Source organism: Vibrio phycocola (assembly GCF_053850235.1).
Window position 1 is genome coordinate 408,309 of sequence record NZ_JBSQDJ010000006.1, and the last position, 20,882, is coordinate 429,190.

Below are 20,882 nucleotides of genomic sequence, written 5' to 3' on the forward strand. Positions count from 1 at the left end.
ACATAAGTAGGTCTTATATGAACGACTTCTCGCCATCTGATTTGAAGAGCATATTTAAATACTGGGGCAAAGCTAAAAAAGATGAAAACGGCAATGAATGTTCCGATTATCACTTGTTAGTTTTTCATTGTTTAGATGTAGCTGCTGTTGCTGATGTTTGGTTAACTGAATCGAATACATTATTGCAACAAATCACATCCTATCTAGATATAACAACCGACGATGCAAGGCGTATTTGTTTATTCTTTATTTTGCTACATGATTTGGGAAAATTCGATGCTCGCTTTCAAAACTTTCGTGAAGATATTCGACAAATTTTACAAGGAGATGAATGGGAAGTTGAACCTGATATTACTTATTATTCTCATGGCTCCTGTGGTTATAAGCAGTTTAGTGAAATGTATAATACTAACGATGCGATGAAAGCAGTAGCTGGTCATCATGGTTATTGTGATACTTCCTTTAATTATGATGATCCAGATGCGGACGAAGAACTTTGTGAATTAGATGAACTAGCGCGAAAGGAATGGGTAGAATTTTGTCTTGAATTTTGCAAATTAGATGATATTCCTGATGTAGGTGACATTCCGATGTTAGCAGGGTTATGTAGCATTTCTGATTGGGTTGGCTCTTCTATGACAAACTTTACAGCAGATCAGACTCTTAATTTATATCAGTATTACAAAGATGCGTTACCAAGGGCGAAAGTCGCATTATTAGAAACAGGCATGATTGAAAAACTACAGGGTGCAGGTTTTGATTATTTATTTAAGAATTATGCGCCACGTGGTATTCAAACTTTATTAATTAACATGCCAATAAAATCAGGCTTGACGATAGTTGAATCAGATACAGGTTCAGGAAAAACAGAATTCGCATTGGCTTATGCATCTTTATTAATTCAAGCGGGTTTAGCTGATGGAATAGTCTTTGGCTTACCAACGCAGGCAACTGCAAACGGTTTGTTTTCACGTATTGGCGAAGCTACGAATAAACTGTTCCCTGATGCATCAACAACCCTTGCTCACGGTAAATCCAAATACATAATGACTGATGAAAGCGGATTTCTTCATCAATCAAATAAACGTGCGTTTTTAGGTTCGATGTCAGTGGCTACAATCGATCAAATACTCATGGGAGTATTGGGTATTCGTCATCAATTTGTTCGTTCTTTTGGTACTCGAAAATCAGTGTTAATACTGGATGAAATTCATAGTTTTGATGCCTATATGATGGGGTTAATTGAACAAGTATTGAAAGGGCAACATCAAGCATATTCAAGTGCTATTTTACTTTCTGCAACTTTACCAAGAGACTTAAAAGAAAAATTACTTTCAACTTATAAAGGTGACTCACAAAGTAATGCTTACCCATTAATTAGCCACACCGATTTATCTGCTCAGACTCAAGAATTAACACTACCTAAACAAGAAACAAATAAAACTGTATCAATAAAAACTTGGTTTAGTAAAACTTTATTGCCTACTGAAGAACAACGGACCCAAGTCAATGATTGGGTAACTGAAGGAGCTATGGTCGGCATTATCTGCAATACCGTCAAAGATGCGCAACGGTTATATCATCAAATAAAAGAGAGCTTCCCAAGATTAACGGTTGATCTATTTCATGCGCGTTACACCTTTAATGATAGAAAAAAATTAGAAGATAAAGCGCTCAAGGATTACGGTAAAGATGCCCAAAGAAGTGGTCGATTATTAATCGCAACGCAAGTGATTGAGCAATCGCTAGATCTAGACTTTGATGTGTTAATCAGTCAAATAGCTCCTATTGAATTTTTAATGCAACGAATGGGACGGTTATGGCGACATAATCGAATGAATACCTCTTTATGCTCACGAACAAATGCCGTTAAAGCACCTTTATTTATCACTCTCTTACCAGAAACAGAAATTACCGAAGATACAACGGTGGAACAATTAAAACATCATTATCAAGGCAGTGGATACGTATACCAAAATACGCGTTTACTTTATCGAACTGAGCAATATATTTCCCCTCTCAAACAATTAGCTTTTCCTGATTGTTACCGTGAAGCGATTGATTATGTTCATGATGAACAAGCTATAGCAGGTGAACCTGATGTATTAACAGTTGTTGCTGATGAATACAGTATCAAGTCCGATGGTAATAATTATACCGCTCGTAGTCTAAGTAATTTGCAATCTAAACCACTTAATGATGTTGACCCACGTTGTGCGATGTTAACCCGTGATGGCGAAATGAGCGCAACCGTTGTGTTATTTAAAAATAATGGAGAGTTGTTACATGGTGGTGATTTTAACGAACAACAAGACAGAGAAAAAAATACCGTGGCACTGGCAAGCAAACATACCCAAGGCCAAAAAGACGAAAACTATTATTGCTACAAGGCGATAGTCGATAAAGACATTGTTTATAACGAGATGGGCGTTATTACCGCTGATCTTATTGATGAATTAACCACAGGGAATTAACTATGTATTTATCTCAGGTGATGCTGAATACAAAAGATAGTTACGAGCAACATCAGGCCATTTGGACTTTATTTGCCAATGTGCCAGATCGTAAACGTGATCATCTATTTCGGGTAGAAAGTGTAAATGGGAAGTCATGCAAGGTTTTATTGCAATCCAGTACTGAGCCAAAATCTAGTGAGCAGGCCAGCGTATTAGTGAGTAAACCTTTCATTACAGAAGTAACTCAAGACGGTTTCTATAAATTTAAATTATTAGCTTATCCCACAAAGTGTTTAAGCCAAGGTAAAAAAGTCATTGAAATAAAAAATTGTGACGAACAAGTGCAATGGTTGCAACGTAAATTAAGCGGTGCAAATGTCACTGTGACAGCGATGGATGAACAAATGGTACGTAGCAAAAAATCCTATACCAGTCGATTTATCTGCTTTGAAGGTATTTTACAGGTGACTGATAGCGAGCAAATACGGCGAGCATTAGTTATGGGAATCGGTCGGAAAAAGCATGCAGGCGCAGGGTTATTATCACTTGCGCGTACACAATAAGGAAAGGTTATGTACCAAAGAATATACAAAGCTTATCAAGCACTAAGTAACGGAGAACAAGCAGAGTTAAAGCGCTGTAATTTGAAAAAATTAGCAGATGCACCTGCATATTTTAGAGTTTTAAAATTTACCGGTGCAAAGGACACAGCACAAACGCAACGTATTCTGTTTTTGCTGGTGGGGCTTAAAATAACCAATGATGAACAAAGCGTTAATGTGGCGACTGCTTTATTAAAGGCTGGCGTGAAAGAGTCACAAATCATTCAAATAACGCGTAGTGGTGATAATGGTATTGACTACCTAAAACGGCAGTTAGTTCGTTGTAATAATATATCCCTCGATAGTCTCGGAGAATTAGCGCAATTTTGGGGAGAAAATACACGCCGGAACTTATTAAAAGAATTTATTTTATCTGATAACGATACTCAAACAACAACTAGAGCATAATCAACAAGGACATTATCATGACTACATTTATAAACATTCACACACTTATTTCTCACCCGTCATCAATGATGAACCGTGATGATTCCGGTATGCAAAAAACAGCTGTTTTTGGTGGTACAGTCCGTAGCCGTATTTCCAGCCAATGTTTAAAACGCGCTATTCGTCAAAGTGATCTTTATGGAGAGGCGGTTGCTGAAACTTCAATTCGTACCAACAAAATGGATGAGCTTCTTGCTTTGTGTAAACAAGAAATGCCAGACATAGAGCCTAAGTTGATTGAAGATGTGTTGCTGAATATGGGATCAAAAGTAAAAAGTGAAAAAAATAAAGAAACGGGAGAAACAACGCGACATTTTGATGCGGTTCAACCCTATGCGATTGGTGCCATACGCGAAGCAATTAACATGGTAAAGGAAGGCACGGAATTAAAAGAACTTAAAAAAATAGTGCAAATTCCAACTTATGATGTCGCATTATCTGGGCGTATGGATGCAAGTTGCCCGCAACGTAATGTTGAAGCCGCAATGAGTGTTGCGCACAGTGTAACCACACATGACGCAGATATTGAAGTTGATTGGTTTACCGCTTGTGATGATCTAGCGGAACAAGGATCAGGACACATTGGTACCACTGAATTTAGCGCTGGTGTTTTTTATCGCTATGCATCAATCAATGTTGATTTATTAGCGAAAAATGTCAAAGCGAGCATTGAAGATGTTAGCACTATCGTTAATACCATGATCCGTTGCTTTGCCCAAGTCACACCGAATGCGAAACAAAAAACATTTGCAGCTTATAACCAAGCTGACTTTGTGATGGCAGCACAATCCAATCAACCTATTTCACTGGCTAATGCCTTTAGAAAAGCAATTGCCAATAATGGCGACGTAATGGAAAACTCGATTATTGCCTTGGTAAAACATTATGAAAAACTATGTAAAGCTTACGAGCTTGATTCAAAAGCAATTGCTTTAGACCTAACTGATAGCACACAAAGTGAGATGATCGAATTAGTAGACACCATCGGTGATATTCGTTTTTAAGCTAATATTGGGATGAAACGCATGAAAACACTGATATTGAAAACAGAAGGCATGTCGGCTTATGGGCTGCAGACCTTTGATGTCCATCGTAGAGTAAGTCATTTCCCTACGAGATCAGCCATTATGGGCTTATTAGGTGCTGCAAAGGGGATTACCCGGGAACGATTTTCTGAACTATATGATTTATCTCAACAACTTAAAATTGCGGTACAAGTGAATAAATCCGGTGAAAAAATAGTCGATTACCATACCGTGCAAAACTTTCGTAGCCCGTATGGGAAGATTCAAAAAGGAAACCCTAAACCAACCTACCGAGAATATTGGTGTGATAGTGAATATACCTTTGCTATTACAGCCGATGAAACAGTCATTAATACATTGACAGGAAACGTTAAAAATCCTGAATTTGGCTTATTTCAAGGTCGGAAATCCTGCCCGTTAACGCGCCCTCTATTTGAAGCGGTAACGGATGATGATAACCCTGCCGATGCCTTAATTAAATATAACGAAAACGGACAAATTTTTAGTGATGTCAACGGTGAAAATCAAGTCGCGATGTTGCAAGTTCGTGACCAGATCACTGCAACGCCACGCAAATACGCTATGCGTACTGTGTTTGTTTGTGGGCAAATAAGACAAGAGTCAAAGGAAGAAATTGATGAACTTACTTAAAGATGCGTTTATTTCAACCAATCAAGGCAAGGTATCGCTAAAAACACTGTTGACGAGTAATGAAGATTATCAATTGCAGTATTACTTTGATGAAGTTCAATTGGCGATGTTGCAACTATTAAGTTCACTGACCACGGTTGTGCTACAACCCACTGTTAATGAACTTAAAAGCTACTTAAAAGTAGGGTTAACTGCCGAACAATATGATCATGCGTTACAAAATATAGACAGCCAATGGTTTGAAAGTGATTGTTTTATGCAGTCAAAGTCGACTATTGGATCAAAAAAATTTGATGCTCCAATTACTAAGATATTATCTGGTATAGAGTGTGGTACATCAGGTAATGCGAGTGGGCTTTTTTCTGAAAGAGAAAAAGCAGAAACAAGCTGTCCAGATTGTATGCATGTTTTGAACTATAACCTACACATGAATATAAAAGGAGAGTGCTTTAGTAAAACAGGAGCGACAGGCATTCGTGGCGGCGGTGCAATAACGACGTTGATCGCTGGCGATAATTTAAAGCAAACATTATTAAGCAATACTATCGCTAAAGATTATTTTACTGAATCTACACAGCTTGATAAAGATGCGGATCAAACGCCTATGTGGGTATCACCCATGACGGGAGATATCTATCAAGCCCCTAAAATCGGATTAAATAGGGGTTTATTTGCGTTGGCTTATCATATTGGTTTTAACATTAAAGATGAGCCTTGTGTGTGTGATGTTTGCGGACAGAAATCACTTCAATCAATCAAAACCTTTAATCGCGAAAAGTATAAAGGAGTTTATGGTTCAACTAAAAATGGACGTGATGGTGGTGCGGGTTGGTGGCCTCATCCCTATACACCTTGTACGGTAAAAGAAGAAGGTATCTTTGCTGTGTGTGCTCGTGATCAAAACTGGCAAAGCTGGCAAGAGTTAAGTAGTTATATTATTGGAAAAGAGTCTGATAAAGCGACCGTCGAGCCCGCTTATATTATTAGACAGTTTCAATATATGAAAAACCCCCGCCAAACTAATTTGTTAGTTGGTGGCAATATTGCCGATCAAGGTTCGATTACTGGTCGAGTGTATGATCTGTATTCAATGCCTTCATCTTTGAGTAAGCAGTTGAGTAAAGTAACACAAGTTATCGATGCAGGGCTCAATCAGAAAGAACTATTGTCGAAGGCATTTAATAAAATGTTTGGTGTGGGTTACGATAAAAACTTTGTAGGCGGGATTAAAGAAACGGCAATGCAATCATTTACCGCCAATGCACAACAAATCATTCAAAGAACATTGCTCGATGTCGAACGCAAAGAAGCAACTGAATTACGGAATTTAGCTGTTGTTGAACTTAAACAAGAAGCTAAACGCATTTTCACTGATGTTCAACGTAAATATCAATATGATTTACCCTTATTTAAAGCATTGGTAAAAGGTGAAGTGGTATTACATAAAAAGCATTAGGAGTTTCTATGAGCTTCATTCCTTTAAAGCCCATTCCAATAAAAGATCGCAATTCTATGATTTTTGTAGGAATGGGGCAGATTGATGTCAAAGATGGCGCTTTTGTTGTTATCGATAAAAATGGTGAGCGCATGCATGTTGCAGTGGGTTCACTTGCTTGCATTATGTTAGAGCCAGGAACACGAGTAAGCCATGCTGCCATTAAACTTGCCAGTGTTTGTGGCACATTACTGATTTGGGTTGGTGAGGCGGGCGTGCGACTTTATTCTGCAGGTCAGCCCGGCGGAGCACGTAGTGATAAGTTACTTTATCAAGCCAAATTAGCATTAGATGGAGATTTACGTTTAAAAGTTGTACGTAAAATGTTTGAAATACGTTTTGGCGATGAAGCGCCACAAAGGCGTAGCGTCGATCAATTACGTGGCATTGAAGGTGCAAGAGTTAAGAAAACATACCAGTTACTTGCAAAACAATATGGCGTTGAATGGCATGGACGACGTTATGACCCCAAAAATTGGGGCAAGGGCGATTCGATCAATCAATGTATCAGCGCCGCAACATCTTGTTTATATGGCATTACCGAAGCGGCTGTTTTAGCCGCTGGCTATGCTCCTGCTATTGGCTTTGTGCATTCAGGGAAACCACTTAGTTTTGTGTATGATATTGCTGATATTCTAAAATTTGAAATCGTTGTACCGGTCGCTTTTGAAATCGCTGCGAAGAAAACCCATTCACCTGATCGAGATGTGCGTATTGCCTGCCGAGAAGCATTTAGGAAAACTAAAATATTAAAAAGATTAATTCCTTTAATTGAAGAAGTGCTAAGTGCAGGTGAAATTCAGCCACCAGAACCCTATAGTGATGCTCAACCACCTGCTATTCCAGAGCCAGAAATAATAGGTAATGACGGACATCGTGTCAGTTAACGAGGAATTAATATGTCAATGGTAACAGTCGTGACAGAAACCGTGCCGCCTCGATTACGAGGTAGATTAGCAGTGTGGCTATTAGAGGTTCGTGCAGGTGTTTATGTTGGTGATGTTTCTCGGCGAGTGAGAGAAATGATTTGGTATCAAATAGAAGAACTTGCTGAAAAAGGTAATGTTGTTATGGCATGGTCAACCAATACAGAATCAGGGTTTGATTTTATGACTTATGGCGAAAATCGCCGTATGCCTGTCGACCTCGATGGGCTGCGGCTAGTAAAGTTTAAACCAGAAATAAAAGAAAAATAAGTCCTAATTTGTTCTTTAAAAAATCGGTAAAATTTGGTGGGAAGTAATTGTCCTTTAAAAACAATTATGTATATTTAGAGTGTTCCCCGTACTCACGGGGATGAACCGATATTAGTATTGCTAGTGGTGCTGGACTTACTGTGTTCCCCGTACTCACGGGGATGAACCGTGATAACTCAAATCTAAGTGATGAGTATTATCGTGTTCCCCGTACTCACGGGGATGAACCGATACTGGCGCAGGTCAAATTGTTTATACTGCAGTGTTCCCCGTACTCACGGGGATGAACCGGCTATCCAGATACCGAAGTAATGAGCTATAGGCGTGTTCCCCGTACTCACGGGGATGAACCGCATCAGTGCTGTTTGAGTTTATTGACTCCAGCGTGTTCCCCGTACTCACGGGGATGAACCGTCAATGTTCATCAACACTCAAACTGGCGCTAAGTGTTCCCCGTACTCACGGGGATGAACCGCAGCAAGAAGAAAAGGTAATCAATCCTGCACCGTGTTCCCCGTACTCACGGGGATGAACCGCTAATGCAGCAATTGCCGCCGTTGAGCAACTCGTGTTCCCCGTACTCACGGGGATGAACCGGTGATCCACTCTTCTGCTTTTGACACGTAGGAGTGTTCCCCGTACTCACGGGGATGAACCGCCTCATAATCAGATAGCCAATCCTTCTCAAAGGTGTTCCCCGTACTCACGGGGATGAACCGGACGCTTGAATATATTCCCTCAACACCTTCTCGTGTTCCCCGTACTCACGGGGATGAACCGCAAGAGTCACATAGTCTCCAGCACTTCCGCCGGTGTTCCCCGTACTCACGGGGATGAACCGTTTGATGGGGTGGGAAGCTTTGGGAAAACTCCGTGTTCCCCGTACTCACGGGGATGAACCGGTATTTGGGTAAATAAAGGAAATGATGAGTGAGTGTTCCCCGTACTCACGGGGATGAACCGATGGTAATACGTGTCGCTGGATAATGGAGTATGTGTTCCCCGTACTCACGGGGATGAACCGTTTAGAGAAGATGCTGAGCGAATGCTCAATGAGTGTTCCCCGTACTCACGGGGATGAACCGCACAATGATGAAACATTTTAGCGATGATTTAAGTGTTCCCCGTACTCACGGGGATGAACCGGGTGGTTGTGATCTCTTTGATATTGATGAATTGTGTTCCCCGTACTCACGGGGATGAACCGTGGGCGTAACCGAGTTCCATTAGCCACTGACCGTGTTCCCCGTACTCACGGGGATGAACCGAAAAAGTTCCACGAAAAATCAAATTCGAAAGAGTGTTCCCCGTACTCACGGGGATGAACCGTGAACTGGATAGTGAGACTCGCATAATGACCTGTGTTCCCCGTACTCACGGGGATGAACCGCTATTAATGACTGTGTTTGAAATTGAAAAAATGTGTTCCCCGTACTCACGGGGATGAACCGCAATACGGCTTGCCATTGAATGCCCCAAAGGGGTGTTCCCCGTACTCACGGGGATGAACCGATTGTCGAACTCGAAGAAGACCGCGCCGCATTGTGTTCCCCGTACTCACGGGGATGAACCGCCAAATAGCGACTACACCATAGATATATTTATGTGTTCCCCGTACTCACGGGGATGAACCGTTAAATAACACACTCATCGATGCTAATCGCCTGTGTTCCCCGTACTCACGGGGATGAACCGATACCATAGCGTTAATTGTTGATTTTCTTGGTGTGTTCCCCGTACTCACGGGGATGAACCGAATCAACAAATAAGCAATCACGTTATTTGTTAGTGTTCCCCGTACTCACGGGGATGAACCGAAAAACCCTGCGGTAACAGGGCTAATACAAGCGTGTTCCCCGTACTCACGGGGATGAACCGTCCCCATTTTCACTAACTATGCTAGGATAATTGTGTTCCCCGTACTCACGGGGATGAACCGCGGCCGTAGCCACACAAGGTTACATAACACTAGTGTTCCCCGTACTCACGGGGATGAACCGCCAATCCTCTTCTCAAAGAAGCAAAGAAAATGGTGTTCCCCGTACTCACGGGGATGAACCGTTCGTGATCTAATGGCTGAATGCTCAGATAAAGTGTTCCCCGTACTCACGGGGATGAACCGCTATTCGTAAAATATCGTATATATGCTTATCAGTGTTCCCCGTACTCACGGGGATGAACCGGACGATAAGGGTCGACCATATGACCCGAGTATGTGTTCCCCGTACTCACGGGGATGAACCGTTTAAAAACTATCGCTAAGCAAGTAGCGATTAGTGTTCCCCGTACTCACGGGGATGAACCGGCAGAAAGATGGATGACATTCTTGCGTAAGGAGTGTTCCCCGTACTCACGGGGATGAACCGCTTTCATAACGCTATTCGCGTCAACAGCAGATGTGTTCCCCGTACTCACGGGGATGAACCGCTGACAAATGACAGTGATAACTGTAACGTTTTGTGTTCCCCGTACTCACGGGGATGAACCGCAGAATTACTTGCTCAGATTACAGCGCTTGAAGTGTTCCCCGTACTCATGGGGATGAACCGTTCTTCATTGCGGTTCGGTAGATTTTCTTGCAGTGTTCCCCGTACTCACGGGGATGAACCTCAAACAAGGTAATAAAATTGACGGGGATGACAGTGTTCCCCGTACTCACGGGGATGAACCGCTCTTCTAAGGCAGCGAAAAAAACTAAATTATGTGTTCCCCGTACTCACGGGGATGAACCGTCTTTATACATCCATACAATCCATACTAGCAGGTGTTCCCCGTACTCACGGGGATGAACCGTACAGGAGCTTGTTAATTTGGATTATTCAAATGTGTTCCCCGTACTCACGGGGATGAACCGAATGTCATCCACCTATCAGCTTTATCGACATAGTGTTCCCCGTACTCACGGGGATGAACCGTAACAACCGATCCCTCCCTCTTTTCGTCCCAGGTGTTCCCCGTACTCACGGGGATGAACCGCGGTAAATGCGTTTCTCAACGTAGTGCGCTCTGTGTTCCCCGTACTCACGGGGATGAACCGGTTATTGTTTATGACCCGTTAAAATCGGGTGGGTGTTCCCAGTACTCACGGGGATGAACCGCCAACTCAGTGCCCAAATTGACGCATTGAAAAGTGTTCCCCGTACTCACGGGGATGAACCGCTATCGCGCCTTGTTTCATGATCTTGTTGTACGTGTTCCCCGTACTCACGGGGATGAACCGGCTTTATTATAGCGGGTGATGATTTCAACGCTGTGTTCCCCGTACTCACGGGGATGAACCGAAACCAAGTTTTGTGAGGTATTTTACTCATCTGAACTTACGGTCAATTTCGATATTTCAATTGCACCTATTTCGGATAAATTCGCACCAAACTCGCCATATTATCCTTGCATTAGATTGGTTGTTTTTATCGTTATACTTTATATGTCTGTTTTATAAAGATAAAAATAAGTTCATTTTGTGGTACAAACGTTGCTAACTATTAACAATAAGTTTCAATCGTTTCATGATTGTGGAAATATTTGTGATACAACCTATAGCCTCAATGTTATTGTAACACCGGAAAGACTCTCTTAATGATCATCGGCTTCAGAGGCTAATTTGGTGCTGTGTGAGTAGAGGTTTAGTTTACATCGAGGAATTTAATGACACATAACCATCATTCTTTAATTGAACGTATCACTCAGCAGTACTCAAAGTTAACAGATACAAGTCGCCGTATCGCTGACTTCGTACAATTGCATCCAGAGAAGATACTGATGTTGTCATTGGCAGAGATCGCCGATTCTTGTGGCGTATCTAAAACCAGCGTTAGTCGTTTTATTCGGCAGATGGGCTATGATGACCACCTTGCTCTTCGTCAAGAATTGATTGAGGAGAGAGAGAAAGGAACCCCAGTTCTAACATCGGACGTTGAAGACCCAGACATTCAGCATGATATGCGGGCACTTGAACGTTTGTGGACACAACTTGTGGGAACCGATGTGTCGATGATCATTGATAGCATCAGCAGGGCAAAGCGCATTAAAGTGATTGGTTACCGGAATAGTTATCCGTTGGCGATGCATTTCCGTGAACAGTTGCTGCAATGTCGTCCAGATGTCGATCTTTTACCATTGCCGGGACAGACCATAGGCGAAGACTTGGTTTCTATTGGTGACGATGACTTTGTCATTTTGCTGGGAATTCGTCGTAGAACCCGTCAATTTGAGAGCATTGTTAACTACCTTGCAGATAAACCAAGCTTGCTAATTACGGATCAATCGGGGCAGAAATACGCGGACAGGATGAGCAATGTTATTATTTGTCATATGAACAATGATACCCCATTGGATAGCTACGCTGCTCTCATGAGTTTGATTTCCTATCTGGTTAACAAAGTATTCCGGCATCTCGGTAAGGACGCAGTTAAGCAGAGTCACCGAATATCTCAAAGCTATTCCGAGCTAAACGAGATTGAATAGCAACGAATTACCATAAACCTGAACGAAGTAGTGAAATGAATATATTACAAAAAATTAAAAAAGAGTGGTTTCTATCTGGAATGGTCGTCGCGATTGTTTTGGCGAGCCTGACTCCGGAAATCGGTCGGTCGGGTGGCGTTATCCATCTTGACCAGCTCACCAGTATCGGTATTGCACTGGTCTTTTTTCTTCACGGTCTTGGTTTATCGCCAAGCGCGATTAAAGCGGGTGTCGCGAACTGGCGGCTACATATCTACGTTCAGCTTGCGACATTTGCTGTGTATCCCTTGATTTGGATTCTTTTTGGTAACGCATTTATTGCTTATATGCCGGCCGCTCTGGCATTTGGTTTCTGTTACCTGCTGGTATTGCCGAGCACCATTTCATCTTCTGTCACTATGACTAGCGTGGGTAAGGGCAACGTGCCGGGGGCGATTTTTAACGCATCGCTTTCAAGTATTCTAGGGGTCTTTCTGACACCACTGTTTATTCAGATTTTTATGGGTTTTGAGGGAGTAGAGCTTGATTTAATGGCCTCGGTTATCTCCATCGCAAAGCTCTTGTTGGTTCCTATGGTTGTCGGTCAGTTGTTACGTCCTAAATTGATTGGCCTGGCGAACAAACATAAAGGCATTGTCGGTAAACTGGATAAGTATGTCATTTTAGCCATTGTGTATAACGCCTTTTGCGATTCGGTTTTTAATGGAATATGGCAAGAGTTTTCGATTGAGTTACTCGCCATCGCAATCGTGATTTGCGTCGTAATTTTGCTGTGCATGGTTCACCTGATTCAATGGGGAGGTCGACGAATGCAGTTCTCGCTTCCTGATGAAGTTGCGGCCGTATTCTGTGGTACGAAAAAGACACTCGCGGCAGGAATTCCAATGGCAAAGGTTATATTTGGAGCCGATCCATCACTGGGCATGATCTTGCTCCCAATAATGCTCTATCACCCTATTCAGATTTTCTATTGCGCAATACTCGCCAATCGTTATGCCAAGCAGAGTGACGAATTGAATTCTGCGATTAGCAAGTAAGTGGAGGTTATATGAGAAAGGACTCTCGGATTTATTGTCAGCAAGGGCCATTGACTATTACCGAAACGGGCTGCGGCTGCTTATCGGGTATGACCTTTGTGTTTAAGGACTTGTTTGATGTGGAAGGATATAAAACGGGAGCCGGGAACCCCGTCTGGTTGTCGACTCATGAAGAAGCAAAAAGTACATCGCCACTGATCGAAAAGCTGTTGCAACAAGGCGCATTTTGTTGCGGCAGAGTTCAGTCCGACGAGCTTGCCTATAGCTTGAATGGGCAGAACATTCATTACGGTACACCGATTAACCCAGCCGCTCCAGAGTGTATTCCTGGGGGCTCATCCAGTGGCAGTGCGGTTGCGGTCGCCAATGGTGACAGCGATGTCTCAATCGGAACTGACACTGGAGGCTCAGTTCGTGTTCCTGCAAGTTATTGTGGGCTCTTTGGACTGAGGCCGACACTTGGGGGATTAGACCTGAGTAACTGTTTTGAGTTAGCGAAAAGCTTTGATACTGCGGGTATTTTTACCCGTGATCTCGCATCGATGAGTAAGGTTTGGAGTACGCTTTCCAGTACCGAGTTTGAGGGTAAAAAAGCAAATGTTGTTTATCTCGATAACCAATGTGCGCAAGTGTTAACTCAAGAGCGTTCAAGTCGTTTACATCAATGGTGCAAGCAAGCAGATATCTCATTGATTCATGGTGACTTTTTGGCCGATAACGGTTGGTCTTTGGAAGAGCTTAGTTTGCTGTTTCGTACTATACAAGGCTTTGAAATTATTGAAAAGCATGGTTCCTGGTTAGAGCTCAATGGTCGAAGTTTGGATCCTGCGATCATGGCGCGAGTGATATGGGCGAAAAGCATTACTCGTGAACAATACGTACAAGCACAGAAAAAACAGTCCGATTTCAAGAAGGTGCTGAACCGACAAATGAAACAACTTGGTTCGCTATGGATTATCCCAACCACACCTTCTGGACCACCGAGTCTAGATCAAACAGAAGAGGAGCTGGCGGAGTATCGTTCTCACTTGATGGGGTTAACCAGTATCGCAGGACTAAGTGGATTACCTCAACTGCATTTGCCGATGAAAGCGCTCAATGAAGGGCCTTGTGGGGTGTCAGTTTTGGGGGGGGCGAACAGTGAGAATTCACTAATTGTCACTGGTGAAGCCTTGATTGAAGGAGAGAGCGAATGAACTATCAAACTGCCTTTACCGCTCCTCACCATAAAGCCGCAGAAGTAGGTCAGCAAATCCTCGATCAAGGCGGTACAGCAAGTGAAGCGATGGTCGCTGCGGCTGCGATGATTGCCGTGCAGTATCCACATATGAACAGTATTGGCGGCGACAGTTTCTGGTTAGTCTCTAAACAAGGGAATGAACCTATTGCAATTGATGGATGTGGCGCAGCCGCAATTAACGTCGATGTAGACGCGTACCGTGAAAAATCTACTGAGCTTCCTGAAGCTGGTGGCGAGGCTGCAATCACTATGGCGGGAACGATTTCAGCTTGGGAAAAAGCTCTAGAAATAGATGCTGGAAAATTGCCGCTGGGCACGTTACTGCAACCCGCTATTGAAGCGGCTAGGAACGGGATTGAAGTGACCCAAAGCTTGGTTGATGCGAGTGAAAAAACTTTGCAGCGGCTAGGTGCACTTGAACACTTTTCAGATATCTACTTGAATGAGAACCAGCCCTTGAATAAAGGAGATGTGGTTACTAATAGCGCATTGGCTGATACGCTTTCATTGCTTGTTAAACATGGATTAGATGACTTTTATCGTGGTGAGATTGCCGAAATAGCAGCCAAGGAGCTGCAAGAAGCGGGCAGCCCAATTTGCTTAGAGGATTTCCACAGTCATCAAGCGAAACTGATGGCACCACTTAGCGTCGAAATATCAAAAGGGACGCTATTCAATTTTGGAGCTCCTACTCAGGGCGTTGCGTCGCTATTGATATTGGCCATTTACGATCGGTTAGCGAAGCGTGCCCAAAATGAGCTAGACCATATACACCTTCTCGTTGAAGCCACAAAGCAAGCATTCATTATTCGCGACCGCATTGTGTGTGATGAAGATTGTCTATCTCAACCGCTGCAATCATTACTCAGCGATAAAGAAATTGAAGAGTGCGTCAGTCGAATATCACTGGAACAAGCGCTACCGTGGCCACATCAAGCTGAACCAGGAGACACGATATGGATGGGCGCAACGGATCAATATGGCACGATGGTGAGTTTTATACAGAGCATATATTGGGAGTTTGGTTCAGGTGTAGTACTGCCTAGTTCTGGCATTGTCTGGAATATTCGAGCCAAGAGCTTTTCATTGGATGACAATCACCACAATGTTTTAGCGCCGGGGAAAAAGCCATTTCATACCTTAAACCCAGCCTATGCGAAACTCGCTGATGGTCGCCGAATGGTATATGGAACCATGGGTGGAGAAGGACAGCCGCAAACCCAAGCCTGTTTATTTAGTCGTTATCATTATCAACACTTCTCATTAGAAGACTCCGTTGCGCAGCCACGTTGGTTACTCGGGAGAACGTGGGGCGATAGCACCAATAATTTACGGCTTGAACGTACTTTGTATGAAAAATATGGAACCGAATTATCACACCTTGGCCATGACGTCATTGATGTAGATGATCAAAATGAATTGATGGGTCACGCTGGTGCGATCGTGATTGATACACATGGAAAAGCAGAGGCCACGAGTGATCCGCGTAGTGATGGCTGCTGGTTAGTTGGAGAGCAAGATGAGCAATAAAACCAATCTATTTGAAACCCTAAACCCACCGCAACGTATCCTTATGGGACCGGGGCCAATCAATGCGTATCCGCGTGTTCATCAAGCACTCTCTCAATCGTTAATTGGTCAATACGATCCCGTGATGACTGGGTACATGAATCAAGTACAGTCGCTCTATCGTGACGTATTTGAGACGAAAAACCAGCAAACATTTTTGGTCGATGGTACTGCGCGATCGGGTATCGAAGCGGTCTTAGTATCGATATTGCAGCCGGGAGATAAGGTTCTGATCCCTGTGATTGGTCGTTTCGGTCACTTGTTGTGTGAAATTGCGCAGCGAGTTGGTGCGATCGTAAAGACCATCGATATTGAATGGGGCGAAGTGTGCCCACCAGAGAAAGTGGAAACTGCGATTAAATCGTTTCAACCTAAATTACTTGCGACCGTTCAAGGTGATACGTCTACGACAATGAATCAACCGCTGAAAGAAATGGGTGAAATTTGTGCTCGTCATGGGGTTCTATTTTATTGCGACGCGACTGCTTCTATCGCAGGGAATGAACTAAAAATTGATGAGTATCACTTGGACGCCGTTTCTGCTGGGCTGCAAAAGTGCCTCGGAGGCCCATCAGGCTCTGCGCCAGTTACGTTAAGTGAGCAATGCGCGGAGGTGATTAATCGCCGTAAACACATTGAAGCAGGTATTCGTGCCGATCATCATACGCAGGGTGAAGATGCGATGATTCAGTCAAACTATTTTGATTTGGCGATGATCATGGATTATTGGGGCCCAGAGCGATTAAATCACCATACAGAAGCAACGAGCATGCTTTATGCCGCTCGCGAATGTGCACGATTGTTTCTTGAAGAAGGTGCAGATAATGTCATTGCTCGTCATAGACAAGCCGGAGATGCCATGGCGGCAGGTCTTCAAGCGATGGGGTTAGCGTTATTCGGTAATCAAAGCTACAAGATGAACAATGTAGTTGGTGTGTATATTCCTGATAACGTTGATGGTGATGCGGTACGTTTGGAATTACTGCATCGCTTTGGCATCGAGATTGGGACGTCTTTCGGCCCGTTACATGGCAAGATTTGGCGAATTGGAACAATGGGTTACAACGCGAGACAAGAGTGCGTGTTAACAACCTTAGCCGCTCTAGAAGCCATTTTGATTAAACATAAAGCGAGCATCTCTCAAGGCCAAGGTGTTGCCGCGGCGATGGAGCTGTACTGTTAATATCGACAAAGGAGTGCTTATGATGACAATGGAAAGTCGAGCGGTGCGGTTGATGGAGCAGGCAGATACCTTAGCTTCTTTCAGTGAAAGCCCAACAGAGTTAACCCGTGCGTATCTCACCCCAGAACATCGCGCGGCACATGACCAGATAGCCACTTGGATGCGACAAGCCGGATTAGAAACATGGGAAGACAGTGTAGGAAACCAGTGGGGACGCAAAGTATCACCCAACCCCACAGAGCCAACTTTGATCCTCGGGTCTCACAGTGACACAGTGACCAACGCTGGGAAATATGATGGTAATTTGGGTGTTATCTTAGGGATTGAAACACTGGCCGTGTTGTCGGAGGAAACCTTTCCTTTTCATATTGACGTGGTGGCTTTCGCTGATGAAGAAGGCACGCGTTTTAATACCACGCTCATAGGTTCCAGTGCAATTGCTGGTTGCTTTCAAACAGAGTGGTTGAACATTCACGATGCGAATGGTGTGACAATGTCACAAGCAATGCGTGATTTTGGACTTGAGCCGAATAAGGCTGGCCATGATGCGAGAGTGGCCGATGATATCCAAGCCTATCTTGAAGTTCATATCGAACAAGGCCCAGTATTAGAAGCGGCAAACCTTGCCGTGGGAGTAGTCACGGGTATTGCAGGAGCAAAGCGTTTTCAATGTCAGGTTAAGGGGGTGGCTGGCCATGCGGGTACAGTGCCTATTGGTCTGAGGCAAGATGCGCTTTGCGGTGTTGCCGAAATGATTAACAGCATCGAAGAGTATGCAAAGCAACACGATATCGTTGCTACCGTCGGGAAGTGTGAAGTGCTTCCTAGCGCCGTAAATGTAATACCAGGTGAAGTGAACTTCACTATTGATATTCGCAGTTCGTCACAATCTAAACTTGAAGCGTGCACGGTTGGACTTTTAGATAAAATTGAGCAGATTGCCCATCAGCGGAATCTAGGCTTTACAAGCGAGAATATCTATCAGGCATCCGCTGTTTCATGTGACGAAGATTTGCAGAAAAAGTGGGCCAGTGCGGTAGAAACGATCACTGGCGACTCTGCGCTCTTTCTTTCAAGCGGCGCTGGCCATGACGCTATGGCTGTCGCCAATCTAACTAATGTCGGCATGCTTTTCGTCCGTTGTGAAAAAGGTATTAGTCATAATCCACGAGAACAGGTAACAACGTCAGATGTGCAAGTTGCACTGAGTTGTTTTATCGAGATGGTACGTGGTTTTAAATATGATTGTTTATGAAAATAAGCTAACAATGTCGAGAGTTTCTGTAGGGCAACTTTCTAGATCAACATTTTCACTTATATGACGGATATGACTTTGCATTAGGTCGTGGGCAAGATCACCATCAGAAGCGCGTATTGCTTCAACTAATTCAGCATGTTCTTCGTCTCGACATGCGCTGGCACCGGTAGAGTCGAAAATACCAATAATAAGTGATGATTGTGTCACTAGATCTTTAACGACCTGTACCATTACATCATTGTCAACTAACTCTGCAAGAAGAGTATGAAACTGACCGGAGAGTCGTATCGATTCGCGCCGATTGTGACTAGACCGCGCGGCTGATTCTTTCTTTAAATGCTTGTCGAGTAGTTTGTAATCTTTAGCTTTGGTTCTTTCTGCTGCAAGACGCGCTATTGGTGGTTCGACTACTAATCTCATATCGAAAATATCCCGTGCTTGCTTGGCACTAGGACGAGCAATAAAAGCGCCTTTGTTAGGTAATCGATTAATAAGTCCCCTGTCTGCGAGCATAAATATAGCTCTGCGAGCTCTCATGCGACTTACGTTAAAGGCCTTACCTAAATCAGATTCCGAAAGTTTAGTTCCAGGGGTTAAACGTTGGTCAATGATAGCTTGATAAATTTGTTCAACGATAGCTTCTTCTTCTACAGAGTCAGCGGCACGTGTTTTATTCATGTTGAATGATTCCTAATCTTTTAATGCTGCTTTATTTTAGATCAGTATGCGCAGAAATGGGGAGAATGGAAACGATATTTTTACTATTGAAACAACTTCTTATGAACTTCATGTATTGAGTTGACAGGTAAGTAATTGAATTTATTTATTATAATATGGGCTTTTAAATTTTAAATTGTTTGGTATGTCTATTGCATATTGTTAACGAGGATTGTTAACAATTTAACGACTTATTGTTATCAATATAATGAGTGCCAGTTTGAAGTATGGAAATGCTAGTCGGAGATTAGTAACTGGTATAAGTACAACAAAGGAGTTCTGTACATGAAAAAACGTAATTTTTTTAAAGTAGGTTTATTAGCCGGTGCTATGAGTATCGCAATGACAACCGCCACTTTTGCTGCAAATCCAGTACTTAAAATTGGTTTTGTTGGGGTGACTTCTGGACCTGCTGCCTCGTGGGGTATTTCCAATCAACGTTCAATGGAGACTCGCGCTGATTGGATCAATGAAATTGGTGGTGTCACTATTGGTGAAACCACTTATGATATTGAAATTGTTGCGTTTGATGACCAAAAAGATCCTAAACGAGCCATCGCAGGCATGGAAAAAATGGCACAGGAAGGCATTCACTATGTTGTCGGTCCAAATGTTGATGATGGCGCTGCGGCGGTACGACCCGTTGCAGAGCAAAAAGGTATTATGTATTTTCCTTACGCGTTTCCTAAATCTTTATATACTGCACCTGCTTCTAACGCGGTATTAGGTATGGTGGCAAACTATCAATCCGGCCCAGCTATCTATTCTTATTTAATTCAAAATAGTGGTATCAAGAATGTTGCATTTGTAGCCGCTAATGAATCAGATCCATTGAGTCAACGCGATAGTGGTATTAAAGCCGCTGAAAAACTTGGTCTTAAAGTAGTTTCCAGTAATGTTACTTATCAAGTTGATACCACTGACTTTACCCCCGTTCTATTACCCGTCATCAAATCTCAGCCTGACTTGATGGTTCTATCTGGCGTCTCTCCAGCAAATGCCCCGCAGCTAATTCGTTCGGCTCGTGAATTAGGTTATCAAGGTCTCATTTCAACTGAAACAGCTCAGGATGCAAATGTTCTCAAAGAAGGTGCCGGTGATTTAGCCAACGGATTTATCTCAGTTGGTGGGGCATCGACACCAGAACTAGCGTCGGACAATATGCGTGAATTTGTTGAGCGTTATACCGCTAAGTTTGGTGAATACAATGACGAATCTAATACTAAGGTATACGCACTTGAGTATATTTTAGAAACATTAAAAGCAAACCCATCTGCGGTTATGGATGTAACTGAATTTCAAGAAACAATGGACACGTTTGAAGCACCAAATCCATATATGGTGGGTGACGCTAAATTGAAATATGTTGGGACGAGTTCATTTGGTCAGAAAAGACAGGTATCAGTACCTTTGGTTGTAAACACCTACAAAGATGGTGAGTTTACAACCTTATTCGTTGCGCAAGTTGATTAGTCAATTTCGATTTGATTCCAACTAAGTGGCACGACTTAGTGCCACTGCTTTTTTTACAAAGGAATGTGT

At 43.1% G+C, this 20,882-nt stretch carries 16 protein-coding genes and 1 CRISPR repeat array; of the genes, 15 read left to right on the plus strand and 1 reads right to left on the minus strand.

The annotated features are described in order from the left end of the window. The first annotated feature begins 17 nt into the window (after nucleotides 1–17). From cas3 to ACWU4D_RS10905, 14 genes are all read left to right on the plus strand, one after another. The gene (gene cas3 / locus ACWU4D_RS10840) at nucleotides 18–2,474 is read left to right on the plus strand and encodes a CRISPR-associated helicase/endonuclease Cas3 (protein WP_456051439.1); all 2,457 of its coding nucleotides are present in this window, start codon (nucleotides 18–20) and stop codon (nucleotides 2,472–2,474) included. A 2-nt stretch (nucleotides 2,475–2,476) separates the two neighbouring features. After that, on the plus strand, nucleotides 2,477–3,019 hold the full coding sequence (gene cas6e, locus ACWU4D_RS10845; RefSeq protein WP_456051440.1) for a type I-E CRISPR-associated protein Cas6/Cse3/CasE: 543 nt from the start codon (nucleotides 2,477–2,479) through the stop codon (nucleotides 3,017–3,019). A gap of 9 nt (nucleotides 3,020–3,028) precedes the next feature. Further along, nucleotides 3,029–3,466 (plus strand): type I-E CRISPR-associated protein Cse2/CasB, encoded by a 438-nt coding sequence (locus ACWU4D_RS10850; RefSeq protein WP_456051441.1) that lies wholly within the window; start codon nucleotides 3,029–3,031, stop codon nucleotides 3,464–3,466. Between the two features lie 17 nt (nucleotides 3,467–3,483). After that, nucleotides 3,484–4,509 carry a type I-E CRISPR-associated protein Cas7/Cse4/CasC gene (gene cas7e, locus ACWU4D_RS10855; protein ID WP_456051442.1) on the plus strand — a complete coding sequence of 342 codons (1,026 nt, stop codon included), beginning with the start codon at nucleotides 3,484–3,486 and terminating at the stop codon, nucleotides 4,507–4,509. 21 nt (nucleotides 4,510–4,530) lie between these two features. Further along, on the plus strand, nucleotides 4,531–5,181 hold the full coding sequence (gene cas5e / locus ACWU4D_RS10860; RefSeq protein WP_456051443.1) for a type I-E CRISPR-associated protein Cas5/CasD: 651 nt from the start codon (nucleotides 4,531–4,533) through the stop codon (nucleotides 5,179–5,181). Then, entirely contained in the window at nucleotides 5,168–6,637 is a 1,470-nt protein-coding gene (gene casA / locus ACWU4D_RS10865) for a type I-E CRISPR-associated protein Cse1/CasA (RefSeq protein WP_456051444.1), read from the plus strand. The genes cas5e and casA overlap by 14 nt, the downstream gene beginning before the upstream one ends. Nucleotides 6,638–6,645: 8 nt before the next feature. Then, a complete protein-coding gene (gene cas1e / locus ACWU4D_RS10870) occupies nucleotides 6,646–7,563 on the plus strand; it encodes a type I-E CRISPR-associated endonuclease Cas1e (RefSeq protein WP_456051445.1) in 918 nt (305 codons plus the stop codon). A gap of 12 nt (nucleotides 7,564–7,575) precedes the next feature. Further along, nucleotides 7,576–7,872 carry a type I-E CRISPR-associated endoribonuclease Cas2e gene (gene cas2e, locus ACWU4D_RS10875; RefSeq protein ID WP_456051446.1) on the plus strand — a complete coding sequence of 99 codons (297 nt, stop codon included), beginning with the start codon at nucleotides 7,576–7,578 and terminating at the stop codon, nucleotides 7,870–7,872. 79 nt (nucleotides 7,873–7,951) lie between these two features. Continuing rightward, nucleotides 7,952–11,153: direct repeats of the CRISPR family, unit length 29 nt; unit sequence GTGTTCCCCGTACTCACGGGGATGAACCG. Nucleotides 11,154–11,517: 364 nt separating this feature from the next. Further along, entirely contained in the window at nucleotides 11,518–12,336 is an 819-nt protein-coding gene (locus ACWU4D_RS10880; protein WP_456051447.1) for a MurR/RpiR family transcriptional regulator, read from the plus strand. A gap of 35 nt (nucleotides 12,337–12,371) precedes the next feature. Then, nucleotides 12,372–13,373 carry a bile acid:sodium symporter family protein gene (locus ACWU4D_RS10885; protein WP_456051448.1) on the plus strand — a complete coding sequence of 334 codons (1,002 nt, stop codon included), beginning with the start codon at nucleotides 12,372–12,374 and terminating at the stop codon, nucleotides 13,371–13,373. Between the two features lie 11 nt (nucleotides 13,374–13,384). Next, on the plus strand, nucleotides 13,385–14,569 hold the full coding sequence (locus ACWU4D_RS10890) for an amidase (protein ID WP_456051449.1): 1,185 nt from the start codon (nucleotides 13,385–13,387) through the stop codon (nucleotides 14,567–14,569). Continuing rightward, nucleotides 14,566–16,143, plus strand: coding sequence for a gamma-glutamyltransferase family protein (locus ACWU4D_RS10895; RefSeq protein ID WP_456051450.1), 1,578 nt, complete (start codon nucleotides 14,566–14,568; stop codon nucleotides 16,141–16,143). The genes ACWU4D_RS10890 and ACWU4D_RS10895 overlap by 4 nt, the downstream gene beginning before the upstream one ends. Further along, nucleotides 16,133–17,365 (plus strand): pyridoxal-phosphate-dependent aminotransferase family protein, encoded by a 1,233-nt coding sequence (locus ACWU4D_RS10900; protein ID WP_456051451.1) that lies wholly within the window; start codon nucleotides 16,133–16,135, stop codon nucleotides 17,363–17,365. The genes ACWU4D_RS10895 and ACWU4D_RS10900 overlap by 11 nt, the downstream gene beginning before the upstream one ends. Nucleotides 17,366–17,384: 19 nt before the next feature. Beyond that, on the plus strand, nucleotides 17,385–18,620 hold the full coding sequence (locus tag ACWU4D_RS10905) for an allantoate amidohydrolase (protein ID WP_456051452.1): 1,236 nt from the start codon (nucleotides 17,385–17,387) through the stop codon (nucleotides 18,618–18,620). Here the strand turns inward: ACWU4D_RS10905 and ACWU4D_RS10910 are convergent. Continuing rightward, a complete protein-coding gene (locus tag ACWU4D_RS10910) occupies nucleotides 18,615–19,301 on the minus strand; it encodes a GntR family transcriptional regulator (RefSeq protein WP_456051453.1) in 687 nt (228 codons plus the stop codon). The two genes, ACWU4D_RS10905 and ACWU4D_RS10910, sit on opposite strands and share 6 nt — an antisense overlap. A gap of 324 nt (nucleotides 19,302–19,625) precedes the next feature. Here ACWU4D_RS10910 and ACWU4D_RS10915 point away from each other — a divergent pair, with 324 nt between their 5' ends. Continuing rightward, nucleotides 19,626–20,813: an ABC transporter substrate-binding protein gene (locus ACWU4D_RS10915; protein ID WP_456051454.1), complete on the plus strand. Its 1,188-nt coding sequence runs from the start codon at nucleotides 19,626–19,628 to the stop codon at nucleotides 20,811–20,813. Nucleotides 20,814–20,882 lie beyond the last annotated feature (69 nt).

Coding starts and splice junctions, on each gene's coding strand:
- ACWU4D_RS10905 (WP_456051452.1), top strand. CDS start 17,385: ATGATGACAATGGAAAGTCGAGCGGTGCGGTTGATGGAGCAGGCAGAT.
- cas1e (WP_456051445.1), top strand. CDS start 6,646: ATGAGCTTCATTCCTTTAAAGCCCATTCCAATAAAAGATCGCAATTCT.
- ACWU4D_RS10850 (WP_456051441.1), top strand. CDS start 3,029: ATGTACCAAAGAATATACAAAGCTTATCAAGCACTAAGTAACGGAGAA.
- cas7e (WP_456051442.1), top strand. CDS start 3,484: ATGACTACATTTATAAACATTCACACACTTATTTCTCACCCGTCATCA.
- ACWU4D_RS10885 (WP_456051448.1), top strand. CDS start 12,372: ATGAATATATTACAAAAAATTAAAAAAGAGTGGTTTCTATCTGGAATG.
- ACWU4D_RS10915 (WP_456051454.1), top strand. CDS start 19,626: ATGAAAAAACGTAATTTTTTTAAAGTAGGTTTATTAGCCGGTGCTATG.
- ACWU4D_RS10910 (WP_456051453.1), bottom strand. CDS start 19,301: ATGAATAAAACACGTGCCGCTGACTCTGTAGAAGAAGAAGCTATCGTT.
- ACWU4D_RS10890 (WP_456051449.1), top strand. CDS start 13,385: ATGAGAAAGGACTCTCGGATTTATTGTCAGCAAGGGCCATTGACTATT.
- cas3 (WP_456051439.1), top strand. CDS start 18: ATGAACGACTTCTCGCCATCTGATTTGAAGAGCATATTTAAATACTGG.
- cas6e (WP_456051440.1), top strand. CDS start 2,477: ATGTATTTATCTCAGGTGATGCTGAATACAAAAGATAGTTACGAGCAA.
- cas5e (WP_456051443.1), top strand. CDS start 4,531: ATGAAAACACTGATATTGAAAACAGAAGGCATGTCGGCTTATGGGCTG.
- cas2e (WP_456051446.1), top strand. CDS start 7,576: ATGTCAATGGTAACAGTCGTGACAGAAACCGTGCCGCCTCGATTACGA.
- ACWU4D_RS10900 (WP_456051451.1), top strand. CDS start 16,133: ATGAGCAATAAAACCAATCTATTTGAAACCCTAAACCCACCGCAACGT.
- ACWU4D_RS10895 (WP_456051450.1), top strand. CDS start 14,566: ATGAACTATCAAACTGCCTTTACCGCTCCTCACCATAAAGCCGCAGAA.
- ACWU4D_RS10880 (WP_456051447.1), top strand. CDS start 11,518: ATGACACATAACCATCATTCTTTAATTGAACGTATCACTCAGCAGTAC.
- casA (WP_456051444.1), top strand. CDS start 5,168: ATGAACTTACTTAAAGATGCGTTTATTTCAACCAATCAAGGCAAGGTA.